Genomic DNA, 19,241 nt, shown 5'->3' with positions numbered 1-19,241 from the left:
GGTCGCACCCATGCTGACACAAAATCAGATTGGCAAGTTCCAGACGGACGGGTACCTCGTGGTCGAGGATGTAATTCCCAGCGATGTGCTGGATCGGGTACAGGCCGAATACTCGGATGTCCTGAACCGGCTCTATGACGGTTGGTACGAAAAAGGGCTGGTCAAGGACGAACCGTCAGGAATGACCTTCTGGGACAAACTTCTGTCCGCCTATCAGGCCGGTTGCGACTATTTCCAGCCGCTGGACATCTCCTTGCCCGGCGATCGGATCATGGCGGACACACCGTTCCATATCGGGCCCGCAGTGTTCGACTTGCTGACGGCCCAGCCCATGCTCGACATTGTCGAGCAGTTGATCGGGCCAGAGTTAGTGAGCAATCCGATCCAGCACGTTCGGCTGAAACCCCCCGCCCTCAAGCTGTCCAAGGATGAGGTTCGCGCACACATCACCGCAACGGACTGGCATCAGGACCGGGCGGTTGCGTTGGAGGATGCGGACCAGACCGACATGGTCACGGTGTGGATTGCCGTCAACGATGCAACGGTCAAAAACGGCTGCCTGCAAGTGTTGCCAAAGGCACAGGACCAATCCATCCTGCCGCATTGCGCGCGGACGCAGACTGGTATTGCCGACGGGTTCATCGACGAAGGCCGAGCCGTGCCCCTTCCTGTCAAGGCGGGCGGGATCATCCTGTTTCACCCTCTGACGCCACACGCTTCGCTGGTCAATGAAACGGACCGGTTCCGCTGGTCGTTCGACATCCGCTTCAGTTCGGCGGGCCAACCCACTGGTCGAGACCATTTCCCCAGCTTCATCGCAAGGTCCAGATCGCGCCCAGAAACCGAGCTGCGAGATTGGCGCGTCTGCAAGTCCAATTGGGAAGCGGCGCGAGCAAGGCTGTCTGGACAGCCGCATATAGATATTCACCGGTGGACATCGGACTCGCCGTTCTGCGCCTAGCTGCTGGCGCCAGGAAAGCTAATTATGACTTTTGTACGTTTAGATCGAACGGATAGCGTGGTGGTTGCAACTCGGCCCCTGGAGGTCGGCAGTATGGTCGAGGACGTCACGACCAATGCGCGCATCCCCTCGGGACACAAGGTGGCCACGCGGAATCTTGCACCCGGCGATCCTGTCAGAAAATACGCCCAGATTATCGGTTACGCCACCCAACCGATCGAACCTGGCGACCATGTGCACACCCACAATATCGAGTTCCGCAACGCCAGCGTGGACTACGAGTTTGCGACGGATCACAGGCCTGCGAAACCCGCCACCTCGGTCGATACGTTCATGGGCTACCACCGGGACAGCGGTCGCGTCGGCACGCGCAACTACATCGCCGTTCTGACCACCGTGAACTGTTCGGCGACTGCGGCCCGCATGATCGCCAACCACTTCACGCGGGACAAGCTGGCCGAGTTTCCGAACGTCGACGGCGTAGTGGCCTTTGTCCACGGAACGGGCTGCGGAATGGCCGATTCCGGCGACGGTTTCGAAGCTCTTCAACGGGTCATGTGGGGGTTTGCGAAACATCCCAACCACGCTGCCGTTCTTATGGTCGGTCTGGGCTGCGAGATGAACCAGATCGACTGGCTACTGGACGCGTATGGGCTGAAGCAGAGCCCCACCTTCCAGACGATGAACATCCAGAACGTCGCGGGATTGCGCCGGACCGTGGAAATGGGCATCAGCAAGATCAACCAGATGCTACCCATTGCCAATGAGGCGCGGCGCAGCGAAGCCCCTGCGTCCGAACTGATGGTTGCGCTGCAATGCGGTGGGTCGGACGCTTGGTCCGGTGTGACCGCGAACCCTGCACTCGGACATGCCTGCGACCTGTTGGTTGCCCAAGGGGGCACAGGCGTTCTTGCGGAAACGCCCGAAATCTACGGTGCCGAACACCTTTTGACCCGCCGCGCCCTTGGTCGCGCAACTGGGGAAAAACTGATCGGACTGATCGATTGGTGGCAGGACTATACCACTCGCAATCACGGCTCGATGGACAACAACCCAAGCCCCGGCAACAAGCAAGGCGGTCTGACGACCATCCTTGAGAAATCGCTGGGGGCAGCGGCGAAGGGCGGAACCACCCCATTGACCGGTGTATTCAAATACGCCGAACCCGTCACCACCAAAGGCTTCACCTTCATGGACAGCCCCGGATATGACCCGGCCTCGGTGACCGGGCAGATCGCGGCCGGGTGCAACCTTGTGTGCTTCACCACGGGGCGCGGCTCTGCCTTTGGGTCCAAACCGGCGCCGACGCTGAAAATCGCTACCAACTCTGAGTTGGCAGCGCGCATGCCAGAAGACATGGACGTGGATGCGGGTGACATTCTGACCAAAGGCGCCAGCGTCGAAGAAAAAGGACAGGGAATATACCGAAGGCTGCTCCAAGTCGCCTCTGGCGCGCGGACCAAATCAGAGGCGCAAGGCTTGGGTGACTACGAATTCGTTCCCTGGCAAATCGGAGCTGTGATGTGAAGCGGATCCTTGTAGCTGGCGGTGGATTGATCGGTATCCGCCACGTGCGCGCCGTGATCGAGCATCCCGGCTGCGTGTTGGTCGGGTTGGCCGATCCAGATGGCTCGATCCAGATCGACGCGCCGCGTTTTTCCAGCATGGACGAGGTGCAGGACCCGGTGGATGGCGTCATCGTCGCGACGCCGACCCGCCTGCATGCCGAACATGGCATTCTTGCCGCATCCCGCGGTTGGCACATGCTAATCGAAAAGCCGGTTGCCGCATCGGTCGACGATGCCCAGCGCTTGAGGGCAGCCGTTCGCAAGGCCGATGTCCGCAGCCTTGTAGGCCACCATCGGCGGTATCACACAACTTTGCAGCACCTGAAAGAGGTGATCGCGCAAGGTACAATCGGACAAGTCATCAACGTCTCGTTGCTGTGGGCCATGCGTAAACCCCAGAGCTATTTTGAACAGAACTGGCGGACATCTGATGGCAGTCCAGTCATGATCAATCTGGTGCATGATATCGATGTCTTGCGCTTTGTGATCGGAGAAATCTCGGATGTCGTCGCCCTGCCCGGAGCATCAATCCGCGGATCGGATAGGATAGAAAGCGGGGCTGTTGCGATCGCGTTCGAAAACGGCGCGACGGGGACTATCAGCTTTGCCGACACCGCACCCAGCCCTTGGGGGTTTGAGGCCGGAACCGGTGAAAACCCGAATATCGGCACGACCCACCAGGACATGATGTGGATCACGGGAACCAGCGGCGCTGTGAGTTTTCCCTCCATGACCCTGTGGCGTGGAAAGGATTGGGGCACTGCGGCCCAGAAAGACCAACTTACACGACCGAAACAGCAACGCGCACCGCTTGAAGCGCAACTGGATCACTTCCTTGACGTGATCAACGGCGTCCCTCCACTAATCGATGTCGAGGATGCAGCCCGGACGCTCGAGGTCACATCATGGATCGAACAGGGGCTCAAGACGCGAACAGCTCGAGCGCGGGCACCGGCCTGATGGCCATGCGGCCCGGCAAATTTCCGGACCACTCAATAACAAATGATTATCCGCCGGGCAATGTGGGCATTCAAACTGCAAAGCCGCCCGCGCCAGACACAAGAATGAAAACCAGACATATTCACGGAAAGGGAAACCAATGAGCAAACCATCAATCGGGTTTATCGGCTTGGGATTAATGGGTGGAGCCATGGTGAGCCGACTGTTGGACCAGGGATACTCGGTCGCTGTATTGGGAAACCGCGACCGCACATACCTGGACGCCGCGATTGACCGTGGCGCCCGCGAGATGCAAAACGCCCAAGAACTGGCCGAAGCCAGCGACATCGTGATGTTGTGCATGGGCACCTCGGAACAGGTCGAAAGCCGTATGCGCGGCGCAGATGGAGTGATAGCGGGATTGAAACCCGAGGCAATCGTCATCGACTTTGGCACCTCGCTTCCAGGCAGCACACGCGCCTTGGCCGAGGAGGTCGCCGCAGCTAGCGGAAGCTACCTGGATGCGCCGCTTGGTCGGACGCCTTCGCACGCGCTAGAAGGCAAGCTCAACATTATGACGTCCGGCAACAAGGCTGCCTTTGACAAGGCCGAGCCGACACTGAAGGATTTGGGCGAAAACGTTTTCTACCTTGGCCCCGTTGGCTCCGGACACACGATCAAGCTGATCAACAACTTCTTCGGAATGACCGTCGCAAACGCGATGGCCGAAGCCTTCGCCATGGCAGATATCACCGGAGTTGACCGCAAGCAGGTGTATGACGTTATGGCCGCTGGGCCGCTGCATTCCGGAATGATGGACTTCGTCAAAGCCTACGGCGTCGAGAATGACCCAAACCAGCTGGCCTTTGCCATCAAGAACGCGGCAAAAGACCTTGGGTATTATGACCGTATGGCACGCGATGCAGGCGTTACCAGCGTGATGTCGCAGTGTGCGCTTTCGGCGCTGAATGACGCGCGCGACCACGGTCAGGCGGATGACATGGTCAGCCAGATGGTTGACTACTACGTCAAGCGTTTCAACACCTGATCGATGGCCGTCACCGCCAACCCCAATGCGGACCTGCCGCGCCTTGGCATCGTGCTGATGCTGACGGCGTGGCTGTTCTTTTCGCTGGTTGACCTTGGGGCCAAATGGTTGGCGTTGGCCGGCGTGCCGGCATTTCAGTTGGCGTTCATGCGCTATGCGGGGCACTTCGTGATCTCAGTGGGGGTGATCGCCAAGGGCGGGATTGAGGCCAACCGGTTCAAGACCGACCATCCATGGCAGGTGATAAGTCGGGCCTTGCTGCTGATCTCGGCAACCGTTTTCAATTTTTATGCCCTGCGGTTTTTGCCTCTGACCGTCGTGTCGGCAATCATGTTCTCAAGCCCGGTCATCGTGTGCTTCCTGTCCGTCTTCGTGTTGAAAGAGAGCGTGGGCCCATGGCGTTGGGCGGCTATCATGTTGGGCTTTCTGGGGGTGTTGGTTGTCGTGCGGCCGTTTGGTTCGACCTTTCATCCGACCATGTTGCTGATCGTCTACAATGCCACCGCTTTGGCTTTGTACTCGATCATGACGCGCAGGCTGTCCGGGGTTGTTGCCGTGGACACCATGCAATTCTACCTCGGGCTTACCGGGACGGTGGTCCTGCTGCCCTTCGCCATCTGGTTTTGGGTTCAGCCGGAAAACACGTGGAGTCTGATAGTCCTGATCAGCCTTGGCGTCTTTGGCTGGTGCGGGCATCAACTGCTGACGAACGCGCATCGGTTCGGAACGGCGAACCAGTTGATGCCATTCACTTATTCGTTCCTGATCTACGTTGCGATCTGGGGCTATCTGTTCTTTGACACGGTACCGGACGCATTCACGTTGGCGGGGGCTGCGCTGATTATGGTCGCCGGGCTCATCATCTGGAAAAGAGAAAAGAAATGACCCGAATTGCCTGCATCGGCGAAGCAATGATCGAATTGTCCATGCTGGAGACCGGCGCAAAGTTGGGCGTCGCAGGGGATACGCTGAACACGGCCATCTACATGCACCGCGCCGCTCCTAATCTGCAGGTGGAGTATGTGACATGTCTGGGCGACGACCCGTTCTCAGGGCGCATCGCGGAATTTATCGCCAGCCATGGCATCGGGACATCCGGCATCCGCATCATTCCGAACGCCTCTCCGGGACTATACGCGATCACAACCTCTGCGGACGGTGAACGCAGCTTTACCTATTGGCGCAGCGAGGCGGCCGCCCGTCAGCTTTTTGCCGATCACGACTTCAGCCTTCTGAACGGTTTCGACGTGCTGTACTTGTCAGGAATTTCCGTGGCAATTCTTCCGCATTCGGTAAGGCTTGCGCTTCTGGATTGGCTCGAAGACTCTTCAGTCCAGTTGGTCTATGACAGCAACTTTCGTTCGCGTCTTTGGGACAGCGTTGAACACGCCCAGCAGATCAACCAACGGCTTTGGCAGCGTGCAGATGTTGCGCTGCCATCCATTGACGACGAGATGGCACTGTTCGGGGAAAGCGCGGATCAGGTGGTGGCACGATTTACCAGTCATCACGGTGTCGGTGCGTTAAAACGCGGAGCGAATGGCCCTCTGTCCATCGGTCAGAACATTGACCAAACCTATGAACCTGCCAAAAATGTGCTGGACACCACAGCGGCGGGCGACAGTTTCAACGGTGGGTACCTCGCGGCCTTGCTGACAGGAAAATCGCAGGCCGAGGCCCTGATGGCTGGACACAATCTGGCATCCACCGTTGTTCAGTTCCGCGGCGCGATCATTCCCGGATAAGTGGCGCGAGATCCTCGGCACCGACAAGACGCAACAGCGGCACTACCGGATCTGGCTGCTTGACAGCCGAGGCGATTTCCAACGCGCAAGGATCGCTCAGCACCCTGCCCTTGGCGGTCTCTGACATGCAATAGGAGATCCAGGCCCGCATCCCCGCAATCACCGCCTGAGAGCCGGTCTCACGGAGTGTGGGAACAAACCGATACAGCAGCTTCTGGCTGCCATCCATCGCGATTTGGTCCAGACGGTGCGCCAGCTCGGAGTTTTCAAAGCGGTGCAACAGAGCCTCGGCATAGTCTGGAACTTGTGCTTGCAGCGCTGCGGGCAGCGTTGCGCCCGCATCCCTCATCAACTGGGAAACCAACGGGCGCAAAACCGGGTCTCGAACCGCTTCGTGGACGTAGGTCAGGCCTCGCTCCAACCCGACATAAGCCAACAGGGAATGGGCACCGTTCAGCATGCGCAGCTTTCGCATCTCGTGCGGGGCTACGTCATCGACCAATTGCACGCCCGGCCAATCCGGGTGAGGACCGGCGAAATTGTCTTCGATAACCCACTCCGAGAACGCCTCGGTCGGAACAGCCATAGGATCGCCGCTGATTGCGCGAACGGCGTCCGTGGTGGCCGGGGTGATCCGGTCGACCATCGCGTTGGGAAAGCGAACAGCGTCCCAATTCACGTCCAGACCGGCTGCTTCCGCAAAATCGGCAACTGCCGTTTCGAGCGTTTTGCCGTTTTCCATGCGATTGTCACAGCTTAGCACCGTTAGTGGCTTGCGCCGTTCCGCAAGGCCGAAAGCTAGAAATCCGATCAGCGTCGCGGGCCCCTGCCCCGCCAGATCGGCGACAATCGCCGGGTCCTGAAGGTTCAGCTTGCCGGCGGCGTCTAAGTGATAACCTTTCTCTGTGACGGTCGCCGAGATGATCTCGGCATCCGCCATCACATCGAACATCGCTGCGCGATCCTCGGGCGCGACCAGAACGTCCCGTAGAGCTTTGATGCGCCGGACGCCTTGCCCCTGTACGCACAAATTGTACTCGAAACCTTGTCGCGCCAATCCATCCCTAACCGAGGATGAACGCAGGCTGACGCCGACAACGTCCCATCCACCAGCTTGATCGGTGTAGTCCAGCAAATGCGCCCGGGCGAAGTTTCCAAGGCCGAAGTGAAGAATAGTACCCATCTAGCTTTGCAATCCGTAAACCTGTTTCGCCAGATCGACCGACAGCAGCGGCGCCAAATGCTCGGCACTGTCCCGACCGAAGTAACCGCGCCCAACCTGCTCGGCCAGATGAATCGCAACACCCCGTCGCCACAGGTCGTGCCGTGCAGGAATGGACAGAAAAGCCCGCGTGTCGTCATTGAACCCGGCTAGATTATAATATCCGGCCGTTTCAACGACCTGATCGAAATACCGCGCAATCCCGGCTGGACTGTCGTGGAACCACCAAGGCGGCCCGATCCTAAGGCACGGCCAATGTCCCGCCATAGGGGCCAGTTCACGGGCGTAGGTGCCTTCGTCCAATGTAAAGAGTATAATGCGCAGTTCGGGCGAGTTTCCGACCCGGTTCAGCAGCGCCTCAAGGCCCGTGACCCAATCCATCGCGATTGGAATGTCGGCCCCCTTGTCACGTCCGAAGTCCCGCATTACCGCGTCGTTCGTGTTGCGCTTGCTGCCAGCATGTATCTGCATGGTCAGGCCATCATCGACAGACATCTGCGCCATTTCGATCAGCATATGACCGTAGAACCGGCGAGCATCCTGTTCAGTCCCGTCCTGCCGTCTAAGCCGTTGGTAAAGCGCATCCGGGTCGTCCAGCCACTCAGTCTGCACGCGTTCGATACCGTGGTCGGTAGCCGTACAGCCCAGCTGGATGAAATAAGCCCGCCGCGTTCGGAGCGCATTGAGGTAGCCATCATAGCTGCCCAGATCGCAGCCTGTCAGCTCGGCCAACTTGGTCAGGTTCTGTACAAACTCCCGGTCCGCCCCATCCAAAACCCCGTCTGGGCGGAACGTCGGAACAACCCGCCCGCCCCAACCGCTTTCACGGATATCCCGATGCTCCGCGAGGCCGTCGAGAGCGGAATCTGTGGTGGCCAGAACCTCAATTCCAAACTTGTCGAACAAAGCCCTCGGACGAAATTCGGGTCGCGCCAGCTTTTCTGAGATTCCATCGTAAATCAGGTCTGCCGTGTGCGAAGACAACTCCTCAGACACACCCAGCGTTTCATGCAACACATAGTTCATCCAGATCCGGGATGGCGTTCCCAGAAACAGATGCCAGTGCTCGGCAAAGGTGCGAAAAACGGCGCGAGGATCCTTCTTTCGCCCCTCTTCCCCAACGCCAAGTTCGGACAAGGGAACGCCCTGCGAATAGAGCATACGGAACACGTAATGATCGGGAACCACCAGCAGCTCTGCCGGGTTGGGAAACGGCTCATCGGTTGCGAACCACCCCGGATCGCAGTGACCATGCGGAGACACGATCGGCAGATCTTTGATGGCCTGATACAGGTCTTCTGCCATCCCATTCAAATTACCAGTCAATTCTGCCTCCGATACTGCTGCCCGCAATTGTTAACACAGTTTTTAATGGTTGCATCTTTCCCGTTCGAACCCGCAGACTGACCGGGTGATCCGGGGGAACGAATGAATATTGCGCTGATTGGTTTGGGGATGGTTTCGGGCACGCATGTCGCTGCCATTCAGGCATCGGAGCAAGGCCTCAATCTTGCCGGCGTCCTCGGGCGCAATCCTGAAAAAACAGCTGATTTCGCGCAGCGAAACGACACCCGCGCGTTCAGCTCGGTCGAGGAAATCGCAAACGACTCAAACGTCGACTTTGCGATCATCGCAACCCCGCCCGATCAGCGCACAGAGTTGGTTCGGGTTCTTTCGACCGCTTCGAAACCTATCCTGATGGAAAAGCCTATCGAAAGAACGCTGGACGCCGCGACAGCCATTGTCGAGCAGTGCGAGGTGTCTGGTGTGCCGCTGGGCATCGTCTTTCAGCACCGTGCCCGCGCCGCATCGCAGGCGCTGAAATCCTCCATTGAACAGGGGGAACTGGGCACGATCGCCACCGTGGAGATCCGCGTCCCCTGGTGGCGTGATCAGAGCTACTATGACGAGCCTGGTCGCGGCACTTATGCGCGCGACGGAGGTGGTGTCATGATTTCGCAGGCAATCCACACGCTTGACCTCGCGATGTGGCTGCTGGGGCCGATCTCGGACATTCAGGCCGTGATGAGAAAAACTCCGTTACACGATCTCGAGGCCGAGGATTGGGCAGGTGCAGTCTTTGAAATGGACAGCGGCGCGGTGGGAACTTTGATGGCGACTACTGCCGAATATCCTGGGGCCGCTGAGTCCATCACCATCCAGGGAACGCGCGCCAAAGCGCATCTGGAGTCAGGTGTCCTGACCTTGACTACTTTCGGTGGTCAGAAATCTACTGTTGGCGAAACGTCCGCCACAGGCGGAGGGGCCGATCCCATGGCGTTCACCCATGATTGGCACCAGGCGGTTATCGAGGATTTCGCCGAGGCCATCGCCGGTGGATCGCGACCCATGGCCACCGGACGCAGTGCCCTTTTGACCCACGCCGTCATCGACGCGATGCAGATCGCCAATCGAACCGGCCAGAAAACACGAGTCGCCTCATGAATCTGACCTGCGTCGCCCTTGGCCTGGACCACCGCCATATCTATGGCATGACGGAAAACATGCGCAAAATCGGAGTGGACTGCGTTGGCTATTGGACACAAGGCGAACCCGAAACGCTGGCGGGCTACGTCAAAAGGTTTCCCGATATTCCGCGGCTGGCCCGACTGGAAGACACCCTAACTTGCGGGGCGGATCTAGCGCTTATTTCCGCAGTTCCGGCAGATAGAGCCGCGTTGACGATCCGCGCCATGCAGAACGGCATGGACGTCATGAGCGACAAGCCGGGCTGTACGTCATTCGAACAACTCGACCAGATCAAGCGAACGGTCGCGGACACCGGTCGAATCTGGTCGGTGAATTTTTCCGAACGATTTGAAACGCCTGTCAGCACCCGAGCGACCGAGTTGGTCGAGGCCGGTGCTATCGGGCGCGTGATCCAGACGGTTGGGCTTGGCCCGCACCGGTTGAACCGAGCAACCCGCCCGGAATGGTTTTTTCAGCGTGACCGCTATGGCGGTATTCTGACCGACATCGCCTCGCATCAGATTGACCAATTCCTGCATTACACAGGTTCAAAAACCGCAGAAATCACAAACGCCTATGTGGCGAACTATGCAAACCCCAACGATCCCGGATTGCAGGATTTTGGCGAGGTCAATCTACAAAGCGAGAATGGCACCGGGTACATCCGGGTTGACTGGTATACGCCGGGTGCCTTGCCAAACTGGGGGGATGGTCGTCTGACGATCCTAGGAACCGAAGGCTATATCGAGTTGCGAAAATATGTTGATGTGGGTGGGGCCTCAGGGACGGACCATCTGATCCTCGTCAATGGTGAAGCCTGCCAAAAGATCGACGCAACCAACGCCGGTCTTCCCTATTTTTCGTGCCTCGCCGATGACATCCTCAACCGGACCGAAACCGCAATGACGCAGACCCACTGCTTTACGGTCATGGAACTGGCGCTACGTGCGCAGGAAATGGCGGAACGCAGATGATCAACGTTGCGATCCTTGGCGCTGGTATCGGTGCGCAACATCTGAGCGCACTGGAACGGCTTGACCGCACTTTCCGCGTAACCGCCGTGGTCGACCAGAATACGGACCGGATCGAACAGATTCGACAGAACGCGAATTTTCGAGCACTTACCAACATTCAGGACACTCTGGATGATCCGGCGATTGATGTCATCGACATCTGCCTGCCGCCCCATCTGCATGTACCGACCACCCTTGCCGCGCTGGCCGCAGGAAAACACGTTGTCTGCGAAAAGCCTCTTGCGACCTCGATGCATGATGTGGATCGGATCACGGCAGCCGCAAGCAGCGCGGGCAAGCATGTGTTTCCAGTTTTTCAATACCGGTGGGGGCCGTCACTGGCCCAGTTGCGCCACCTGCAACGCGCAGGCCTGACCGGAGCTGTCCAAACTGCCGCGCTTGAAACCCATTGGTCCCGAGGGGCTGACTATTACGCGGTGCCGTGGCGGGGAACATGGTCCGGTGAACGCGGCGGCGCAGTGCTGGGCCATGCCATCCACAACCATGATCTGCTGACTCATATCGCGGGTGATATCGCCTGGGTGTCCGCAATGGCCACAACGCGGGTCAACCCGATCGAGACCGAAGATTGCGCAGCGATATGCTTTGGCATGACTTCCGGAGCTTTGTGCACAAGCAATATCACACTAGGCGCCGCCACGGACGAAACCCGCCTGCGGTTCGTCTTTGAAAAGGTGACCGCCACCTCCGGCACGGAACCCTATGCCCCGGGTCAAACGCCCTGGACATTCGTTGCGCGGGACCCGGTGGATCAAGTCGCTATCGAATCGGCCCTTGCAGCCGCAGCCGCCGAGCCTACAGGTTTCGAAGGGTTCTTTACCGAAGTTGGCAAGGCGCTACGGTCCGAGGCAAATTCGGCCGTTACGCTGCAGGACGGCGCTGCGTCCATCGGTCTTGTGACGGCGATTTATCACGCGGCGCGCACCGGGCAGCGTGTTGCCCTTCCCATCAGGCCCGATCACCCGCTGCATGAAGGATGGCTGCCATGAAACAATGCTGGCGTTGGTTCGGACCCGATGATCCGATCGCTCTGGCCGATCTCCATCAGGTCGGCGTTCAGGGCATCGTTACTGCGTTGCATCACATCCCGCCGGGACAGCCTTGGGACGAACCGAGCATCGCCGATCGGCAGGCCGTTCTGGCCGCTACCGGGTACAGTTGGGACGTTGTCGAAAGCCTGCCTGTATCCGAGGCGATCAAGACGCAGTCCACAGACATGGCCGAGCATCTTGAGTCTTACAAGTCCAGCCTCAGGGCCCTGTCCGCCCGTGGCGTCAAAGTCGTTTGCTACAACTTTATGCCGATCCTTGATTGGACACGCACCGCCCTTCGCGCCCCGCAGCTGCATGGCGGAACGGCTATGCTGTTCGACCTGACCGATTTTGCTGCTTTCGACATATATATTCTTGAACGTCCGGGCGCGTCTGAAGACTATTCCAGCTACGTCAAGCAAACGGCCAAGGATCGCTTCTTGCGCATGTCGGATGAATCCAAGGCCCAGTTGCAACACAATGTCACTGCGGGGCTGCCCGGCGCAAACGATCAGTGGAGCGTGCAGGACGTGCGCGCTTTGTTGCAGACATATGCGCATATCGACCGTGACCGGCTTCGCGCAAACCTCATCGACTTCCTGTCTGAGGTCGCCCCAGTGGCTCAAGAACTGGAGTTGCGCTTGTGCTGTCATCCGGATGATCCGCCGTTCTCGTTGCTCGGTCTGCCGCGGATCATGTCCAGCACCGATGACTACGGCGCCGTTCTGGACGCGGTTAATTTGCAGGCGAACGGCGCAACGCTGTGTACCGGTTCGCTTGGAGTGTCCCCTGAATTTGATGGGCCGAACTTCGTGCGCAGGCATGGCGACCGGATTCACTTTGTCCATCTGCGGAATACCCAACGCATCGCCGGATCAGACAGTCAGAAGCCGGACTTTTTTGAGGCTCCGCATCTGGAGGGCGACACCGACATGGTCGGCACCATTCGCGAGTTGATGAACGAACAGCGCCGCCGCAAATCCCAAGGGCGGGACGATTGGCAAATTCCGATGCGGCCCGACCACGGACAAGAACTGCTGAGCGATCTGGGCGGACACAGCACACCCGGCTATCCGTTGATCGGGCGTATGCGCGGGCTTGCGGAACTGCGCGGCATCATGGCGGCGTTCTCGTAACGCGTCGGATCAGGCGGTTTCTTGTCACCCGCAACACTTCTTTGCTTGCCTGAGCGCCGCATTCTTCGTTTACTTACGGTACGTAAACGGGCAGCGGGGTGTCTTCCGGACTCGCCCGACGTCTGTTCAAGACGCGTGAAACTCCCGCGAAAACCGATGCGATTGGGCATCATTTTTCGAAACGTCTGCCATACGGAAATGGCGGAAAAACGGGAGGACTCCAAATGAAAACAGCAGGCATAATCGGTCTTGGCGACATGGGCAGCGGCCTTGCCAAAAACCTGATTAAGAATGGCTTTGAAACATCCGGTTTCGACTTGAGTGAGACGCGCATGACGGCATTTACCGACATGGGCGGCCTGGCCAAGGACAGCGTGGGACAGGTCGGCCGTCACGCAGCCGCTGTGTTTGTCATGGTGATGAACGGCGATCAGGCCCGCGATGTCATTTTGGGTGAAAACGGGCTGGTTGCGAACATGGCCAAAGACGGAACGGTCATCCTGTCGGCGACCATTACCCCGGCCGAAGCAAGCGCTATCGGGCAAGACATGGAAGGTTCGGGCATCCACCTGATCGACACCCCGGTTTCGGGTGGTTTTCCCGGCGCGCAGAACGGCACATTGACGATGATGGCTGCCGGAGCTTGGGATGTGCTGGACCGAAATGCCGAAGTTATGCAGGCAGTATCGGCAACCATTCACCGGGTAGGAGAAAACGCCGGCGACGGGCAAACCGTGAAAGCCTGCCTGCAATCCCTGATCGGATCAATCTTTTCCGCTACATTCGAGGCTGCGGCCCTGGCAGCCAAAGCCAGTGTCAGCGGTCAGGCATTACTTAATGTGTTCTCGTCCTCCAGCGCGGGGTGTGGCGTCGTGAATACCGCCCTTGAAAACATCATTGATCGCAAGTTCGAAGCCACCGGTAGCCATATCGCAACCATGCATAAGGACCTGACGATCTCGCTGGCACTGGCCGGTGCGTTGGGCGTTCCCATGCACACAGCGTCATCCGCAATGCAGATCTTTCATGCGGGAAAAACCAAATACCCGAATGGCGACAACTGGGTATGTACCCGCGTCATCGAAGAAATCGTTGGCGCAGAATTGCATCGCTGAGGGGGCCGGACATGAAATTAGGAGTGATTTGCGACGGCATTTCCCGCGATCTGCGGCATGCGGTGGACGTTATGGACGAATTCGGTCTGGACTATGCAGAGCTTCAGTTCGTTGGCGATACGGAGGTCGGGGACCATTCCCCACAGGAAATTGCCGAGATCGACGCGCTCTTGCGCGACCGGGGCAAGCCTGTGTCGTGTCTGTCGCGCCATATCTTTGCAGGGATGACAGCTGCCAACAGACCCGGCGACGACCTGCACACTCGGCACATGGACGCTTTGAAACGCGTGATTGACATGGCTCATGTTGTTGGGTCTCCGCTCGTTCGGATCATGACGCAACGAAAGGAGCAGATACTCTGGGGACAAAACGGCGCCGAGAAGTGGAACGTGGCGCATGGGGTATGGGACTCGATGCCACCGCTGATCGCGCCCGCGGTTGAACTGGCAAGAGCTGAGGGCGTGACTCTCGTCGTGGAAACGGGAAACGGTACGCTGGTCAATTCCAACTATACAGCCCGCAAACTGATCGACGAGTTAGACGCAAAAGACAGTTTGAAAGTGCTGTGGGACCCCGGAAACAACTGCTGGTGCCATGAACTGGCGTACCCGGACGGTTATGAAGAACTGCGTGGCGGCTACTTGGGTCACATTCACATCAAGGACGTAAAGGTCGACACGCCGAGGGCGACGCTGGAAGTGCGCCGTATGGGGGAAGGTCAGCTCGCGCCTCTGTTCCAACCCATCGCAGACGCGCTCAGATCGGACGGCTATGATGGCGTGATTTCCTTTGAGAGTGTTTATCACCCCGGCAACGGAAACTTCGAAGATGGTTTTCGTCTGTGTGTGGAAAAGTTCAAAAGCCTGTTTGCATAAGGGTACAGCCAATATGCGTTCAAAATCATATGCTTGAACCTCGCTACTGAACGCCAAGCGGAGTCTAGAAAGCTGGGCGCGTTCGCGTTAAATCAAGGAAAGGGCCAGCTGGATGAAGCAAGAGTTTTTTGACCTGTCCATTGAAACGCCCGGCAAATCCCTCACCGACATCAGTGGGAAGGTTCAGTGTGCGGTGTCCGAACATGAATTTGTGTCGGGCCTGCTGACCCTTTGGTGCGTCCACACGGGTGCTGCGCTTTTGGTGCAGGCCAATGCCGATCCCGAAGTGCTCAGGGATATCGAGGCGTTCTTCGAGGAACTCGTACCCAAGTCAACAGGCAAGTATCACCACCGTCCGACCGAGTACGACAACGCTCCATCGCATCTGCGGGCGCTGTTGACGCAAACTCAGATATCCATCCCGGTCGAACAGGGGCAGCTTCCGCTGGGCCGCGTACAAAGCCTGTACCTGTTCGAACATCGAGAGGCGCCAAAAACTCGCCGATTGAAGGCGCACTACATCGGGACTTGATGCTTCGGGTCAAATGGAGCGTTGGCGGTGCTAGCGCCCCATCCAGCCCCCGTCGACGACAAGGATTTCACCGTTGACGAAGTCCGACGCGGCAGAGGCCAGAAAGACCACCGGTCCGGCAAAGTCACCAGGCGTACCCCAACGGCCCTGGGGTGTTCGTTCCAGGATCGACTTCGACCGGACCGGATCATCCCGCAGGGCTTGGGTATTGTCGGTCGCGATATAGCCAGGCGCGATCGCATTCACATTCACGCCCTTCCCAGCCCATTCGTTGGCCAAGGCCTTGGTCAGCTGTCCAATCCCACCTTTCGAGGCCGCATAGCCCGGCACGGTAATGCCGCCCTGAAATGTCAGCAGCGAAGCTGTGAAAATGATCTTACCCGATCCTCGCGTCAGCATGTCCTTACCGATCTCGCGAGACAGAACGAACTGCGAGGACAGGTTCACCTCAATCACTTCGTCCCACCAGTCATCCGGGTGTTCGGCGGCCGGTTTGCGTTTGATTGTGCCGGCATTGTTAACAAGGATATCAGGGGTTTGTCCGTCGATCCTCAACTGATCAATGAACCCATGCAGCGCGGCGCGATCCGAGAAGTCACATTGGTAAGCCCGAAAATTGCGCCCGATCGCCGTCACGGCTTTTTCGACGTCCGACCCGGACAGTTCCAGCGAGGCGGACACTCCGATGATATCGGCTCCGGCCGATGCCAATGCCTCGGCCATGCCCCGCCCAATACCGCGTTTGCACCCAGTCACAAGGGCCGTCTTTCCCGTCAGGTCGAAACTATGCAAAACACTCATGAACGCGGTCCTACTTCGATCAGGCTTTTCATTGCGGTTGGACTGCGATCCAGCGCTTCAAACGCAGCCTGAATGTCTGCTAGAGGGCTGACGTCAGTAATCACGACATCCGCGTCCACTCCGCCCGAGGCGACAACTGCAATGGCTTTCTCGTAATCCTCTGGCTCATAGACCCTAGCACCGATCAGTTGCAGCTCTCGCCAGAAGAACTGGAACAGGTCAATCTGGGGCTTTTGAGCATGGATCGCGACCATCACGATCCGAGCCCGCGTCGCGGCAACGGCGGTCATCGCATCAACACCGGGCTGCGTTCCCGACACCTCGAAAACCACATCTGCCCCTTTGTCGCCCGTGCGCGCATTGATTGTGGACACCAGATCGGTCTCGGTTGGGTTGATCGTGTCAAAGCTAAGTTTTTCAGCTATAGCCAGACGGTTCGGATTCACTTCGGAAATCACGACATTTCCACCCGCATCCCGCGCAACCATAGCAACCAGGATGCCGATCGGGCCGCCGCCGATGACGACGACGTCCTCGCCAGGTTGCAGGCCAGACAAGCGCACATCGTGGCAGGCAACGGCGACCGGCTCGATCAGCGCCGCGTGATCCATGCGCAAGTCATCCGGCAGAACGTGCAAAGTGTGGGCCGGAACGGTCCAGATCTCTTGCATGGCACCATCGGTATCGAGGCCGAGAAACTTGAGGTTCTGACAGATATGCTGATGCCCCCGTTTGCAAGCTGGGCATTCTCCGCAGTGATCAAGCGGCCGGACAACGACCTTCTGGCCGGGTTCAACCGTATCGACGCCCTCGCCCACCGCTTCGACGACACCTGACATCTCATGTCCAATCACCCGGTTCAGGCCGACACGGGCATCCATGTTGCCGTGGTAGACGTGCATATCCGTCCCGCAAATCCCACAATAGGCAACGCGAACGGCAGCTTCGCCGGGGCCTGGATCCGTCGCTTGGGCTTGCTCTACAGCAAAGCTCTTATTTCCCCTGTAGTATGCCGCAGAGATCGTCTGGGTCGTCATGTATGCATCTCCCTGTGTTCCGCATTCAGTTTGTCCCAGTCGAATTCCACTCCGGTTCCTGGGGTATCCGGGGCCACGGCCAGACAGTCTTCCACAACCAGCGGACGGGTCGTGTATTGGTCTATCGGGAATGAGTGTACTTCTAGCCAGCCAGCGTTGGGTTGCGCAGAAACAAGGCTGACGTGCAGCTCCTGCATCCCATGGCTGCAAACCGGAATGCCGTGCTGTGCGCTCAGCGCGGCCACGCGCAGCCAGCCGGTGATCCCACCGCAGTTTGAGGCATCGGGTTGGATGAAACTCAGCTTCGCGTCATCAAAGGCGTATTCGAATTCGTGTATGGTGTGCAGGTTTTCACCCATGGCGAGGGGAACGCCCGTCGCTTCGAATATTCGGCCATAGCCCTTGTAGTCGTCTGGAATAGTCGGTTCCTCGAACCACAGAATATCACTTTCTGCGAACCCTCTGGCGGCCACGATGGCCTGCTCGACGCTCATGGAGTAATTCGCGTCGACCATGAAGAACCGGTCCGGCCCCAGCATCTCGCGCACCGCCCGGGCACGTGCAAGATCGTCGGCCAAATCTGGTTGACCGACCTTGATCTTGACTGCGTTGAACCCACGCGCAAGGTACCCTTCGGTCTGGCGCAGCAGTTTCTCTAACGAGAAATTCAGGTCGATCCCGCCGGCGTAGGCCTTGCACCGTTTGGACGCTCCGCCGGCCATCTGCCACAGCGGCGCATTCTGTGTTCTACCGCGAATGTCCCATAGGGCAATATCCACGGCCGAGATGGCAAACGAGGCGATCCCGCCCCGCGCGACGTAGTGCACATGCCACTGCATGGCGTCGTACAGGCTTTCGATCTGTTCAGCGTCTTGTCCTACAAGGAACGGTGCCAGATCATGCTGGATCATCGCCAGAATGGCATGACCACCCTTGCCCCCCGTATAGGTATACCCGACCCCCTCGACCCCATCTGCAGTTTGAATAGCGACCGTGATCAATTGAAAAAAAGTGTGATCCCCATGTTTGGCATCGACGAGGACCTCTGCGAGCGGAACGTTGAACAGCCGCGCTGAAACACTTTCTATGCGATTCATAAACCCAAGACCTTCTGCTGCCTGGCAATAACCCGAGACTTTAAAAGGATGACCGCAAATAGAAAGCCTCCGCGTACCACCATCTGCCAATGGGCACTGAAACTGATGGTACCCTGGCCGTTTTCAAAGTTTGGAACGTTGAAGACCAACGGCAGCGCACCGGCCATCGTCACAGGGATCGAACCCATCCCACCCGTCAAGAAAGTGCCGCCCACCTCGACGGACGCGATGGCCGACAATTCCCATCCGATGCCCTCTAGGGGGTGTCCGGCTCCAAAACCCGAGGCCAGAAAGACTCCGGCGAGCCCCCGGCAGCGCAACCTGAATTGCGTTTGGGCTGAGATACGTCGCAACAACCGACGTAAAGGCCGCAACGGATCCGACCGACAGATCACTCCCCCAGTCATGATCACGAAACATATGCCCAGCGCTATCACAATGAACATTGCGTTTTAGTTCAGGAAAGACGAGAAACTGTAGGCGCTGCCAAATTTTACATGGCGCATCAGCCCGAATAAAATCAAAGCTAGCAGTGCGATCCAAACCGTCACCGAGGCCGAATTGCGCCAAAGGTACTGTCAGACGCATATTGAGTGACATCGACCTCACCCCAAAAGTGGCAGCCAGATGC

18 protein-coding genes and 1 pseudogene are annotated in these 19,241 nt (G+C 58.3%); 13 read left to right on the top strand and 6 right to left on the bottom strand.

All coding sequences use genetic code 11. From position 1 onward, the window contains the following. Nucleotides 1–10 precede the first annotated feature (10 nt). From ACR0C3_RS02545 to ACR0C3_RS02520, 6 genes and pseudogenes are all read left to right on the top strand, one after another. The gene (locus ACR0C3_RS02545; RefSeq protein WP_480756997.1) at nucleotides 11–961 is read left to right on the top strand and encodes a phytanoyl-CoA dioxygenase family protein; all 951 of its coding nucleotides are present in this window, start codon (nucleotides 11–13) and stop codon (nucleotides 959–961) included. A 24-nt stretch (nucleotides 962–985) separates the two neighbouring features. Then, nucleotides 986–2,488 (top strand): UxaA family hydrolase, encoded by a 1,503-nt coding sequence (locus tag ACR0C3_RS02540; RefSeq protein ID WP_480756995.1) that lies wholly within the window; start codon nucleotides 986–988, stop codon nucleotides 2,486–2,488. Further along, on the top strand, nucleotides 2,485–3,489 hold the full coding sequence (locus ACR0C3_RS02535) for a Gfo/Idh/MocA family protein (protein WP_480756994.1): 1,005 nt from the start codon (nucleotides 2,485–2,487) through the stop codon (nucleotides 3,487–3,489). The genes ACR0C3_RS02540 and ACR0C3_RS02535 overlap by 4 nt, the downstream gene beginning before the upstream one ends. A gap of 106 nt (nucleotides 3,490–3,595) precedes the next feature. After that, nucleotides 3,596–4,516 (top strand): annotated as a pseudogene (locus ACR0C3_RS02530) (NAD(P)-dependent oxidoreductase); the annotation flags it as partial. A 3-nt stretch (nucleotides 4,517–4,519) separates the two neighbouring features. Further along, nucleotides 4,520–5,401: a DMT family transporter gene (locus ACR0C3_RS02525; protein WP_480756993.1), complete on the top strand. Its 882-nt coding sequence runs from the start codon at nucleotides 4,520–4,522 to the stop codon at nucleotides 5,399–5,401. Next, nucleotides 5,398–6,261 carry a sugar kinase gene (locus tag ACR0C3_RS02520; RefSeq protein WP_480756992.1) on the top strand — a complete coding sequence of 288 codons (864 nt, stop codon included), beginning with the start codon at nucleotides 5,398–5,400 and terminating at the stop codon, nucleotides 6,259–6,261. Before ACR0C3_RS02525 ends, ACR0C3_RS02520 begins: the two co-directional genes overlap by 4 nt. Here the strand turns inward: ACR0C3_RS02520 and ACR0C3_RS02515 are convergent. Beyond that, on the bottom strand, nucleotides 6,248–7,444 hold the full coding sequence (locus ACR0C3_RS02515; protein WP_480756991.1) for a mannitol dehydrogenase family protein: 1,197 nt from the start codon (nucleotides 7,442–7,444) through the stop codon (nucleotides 6,248–6,250). The two genes, ACR0C3_RS02520 and ACR0C3_RS02515, sit on opposite strands and share 14 nt — an antisense overlap. Continuing rightward, on the bottom strand, nucleotides 7,445–8,788 hold the full coding sequence (gene uxaC / locus ACR0C3_RS02510) for a glucuronate isomerase (RefSeq protein ID WP_480757304.1): 1,344 nt from the start codon (nucleotides 8,786–8,788) through the stop codon (nucleotides 7,445–7,447). A 123-nt stretch (nucleotides 8,789–8,911) separates the two neighbouring features. Between uxaC and ACR0C3_RS02505 the strand changes: the two genes are divergently transcribed. From ACR0C3_RS02505 to ACR0C3_RS02475, 7 genes are all read left to right on the top strand, one after another. Next, nucleotides 8,912–9,928 carry a Gfo/Idh/MocA family protein gene (locus ACR0C3_RS02505; RefSeq protein ID WP_480756989.1) on the top strand — a complete coding sequence of 339 codons (1,017 nt, stop codon included), beginning with the start codon at nucleotides 8,912–8,914 and terminating at the stop codon, nucleotides 9,926–9,928. After that, nucleotides 9,925–10,926: a Gfo/Idh/MocA family protein gene (locus ACR0C3_RS02500; RefSeq protein ID WP_480756987.1), complete on the top strand. Its 1,002-nt coding sequence runs from the start codon at nucleotides 9,925–9,927 to the stop codon at nucleotides 10,924–10,926. The genes ACR0C3_RS02505 and ACR0C3_RS02500 overlap by 4 nt, the downstream gene beginning before the upstream one ends. Further along, nucleotides 10,923–11,975, top strand: a complete 1,053-nt coding sequence (locus ACR0C3_RS02495) for a Gfo/Idh/MocA family protein (RefSeq protein ID WP_480756986.1) — start codon at nucleotides 10,923–10,925, stop codon at nucleotides 11,973–11,975. The genes ACR0C3_RS02500 and ACR0C3_RS02495 overlap by 4 nt, the downstream gene beginning before the upstream one ends. Beyond that, nucleotides 11,972–13,153, top strand: a complete 1,182-nt coding sequence (gene uxuA, locus ACR0C3_RS02490) for a mannonate dehydratase (protein WP_480756985.1) — start codon at nucleotides 11,972–11,974, stop codon at nucleotides 13,151–13,153. Before ACR0C3_RS02495 ends, uxuA begins: the two co-directional genes overlap by 4 nt. 224 nt (nucleotides 13,154–13,377) lie before the next feature. Beyond that, on the top strand, nucleotides 13,378–14,268 hold the full coding sequence (locus tag ACR0C3_RS02485) for an NAD(P)-dependent oxidoreductase (RefSeq protein ID WP_480756983.1): 891 nt from the start codon (nucleotides 13,378–13,380) through the stop codon (nucleotides 14,266–14,268). Nucleotides 14,269–14,279: 11 nt separating this feature from the next. Next, nucleotides 14,280–15,143 carry a sugar phosphate isomerase/epimerase family protein gene (locus tag ACR0C3_RS02480; protein ID WP_480756982.1) on the top strand — a complete coding sequence of 288 codons (864 nt, stop codon included), beginning with the start codon at nucleotides 14,280–14,282 and terminating at the stop codon, nucleotides 15,141–15,143. A 112-nt stretch (nucleotides 15,144–15,255) separates the two neighbouring features. Continuing rightward, nucleotides 15,256–15,675, top strand: a complete 420-nt coding sequence (locus ACR0C3_RS02475) for a secondary thiamine-phosphate synthase enzyme YjbQ (RefSeq protein WP_480756981.1) — start codon at nucleotides 15,256–15,258, stop codon at nucleotides 15,673–15,675. A gap of 30 nt (nucleotides 15,676–15,705) precedes the next feature. Here ACR0C3_RS02475 and ACR0C3_RS02470 read toward each other — a convergent pair whose 3' ends face one another. Genes ACR0C3_RS02470 through ACR0C3_RS02455 form a run of 4 tightly spaced genes read right to left on the bottom strand, consistent with a single transcriptional unit; the run spans nucleotide 15,706 to nucleotide 18,849 of the window. Further along, the gene (locus tag ACR0C3_RS02470) at nucleotides 15,706–16,476 is read right to left on the bottom strand and encodes an SDR family oxidoreductase (RefSeq protein ID WP_480756980.1); all 771 of its coding nucleotides are present in this window, start codon (nucleotides 16,474–16,476) and stop codon (nucleotides 15,706–15,708) included. Beyond that, on the bottom strand, nucleotides 16,473–17,513 hold the full coding sequence (locus tag ACR0C3_RS02465) for a zinc-dependent alcohol dehydrogenase (RefSeq protein WP_480756978.1): 1,041 nt from the start codon (nucleotides 17,511–17,513) through the stop codon (nucleotides 16,473–16,475). Before ACR0C3_RS02465 ends, ACR0C3_RS02470 begins: the two co-directional genes overlap by 4 nt. Next, nucleotides 17,510–18,610 (bottom strand): mandelate racemase/muconate lactonizing enzyme family protein, encoded by a 1,101-nt coding sequence (locus tag ACR0C3_RS02460; protein WP_480756977.1) that lies wholly within the window; start codon nucleotides 18,608–18,610, stop codon nucleotides 17,510–17,512. Before ACR0C3_RS02460 ends, ACR0C3_RS02465 begins: the two co-directional genes overlap by 4 nt. Next, complete coding sequence (locus tag ACR0C3_RS02455; RefSeq protein ID WP_480756976.1) at nucleotides 18,607–18,849, bottom strand: hypothetical protein; 243 nt, start codon at nucleotides 18,847–18,849, stop codon at nucleotides 18,607–18,609. Before ACR0C3_RS02455 ends, ACR0C3_RS02460 begins: the two co-directional genes overlap by 4 nt. Nucleotides 18,850–19,241 lie beyond the last annotated feature (392 nt).

It is taken from the genome of Ruegeria sp. CK3, from assembly GCF_056536565.1.
The sequence above is the reverse complement of the archived record's forward strand: the minus strand, read 5'-3'. Positions and strand labels throughout refer to the sequence as shown.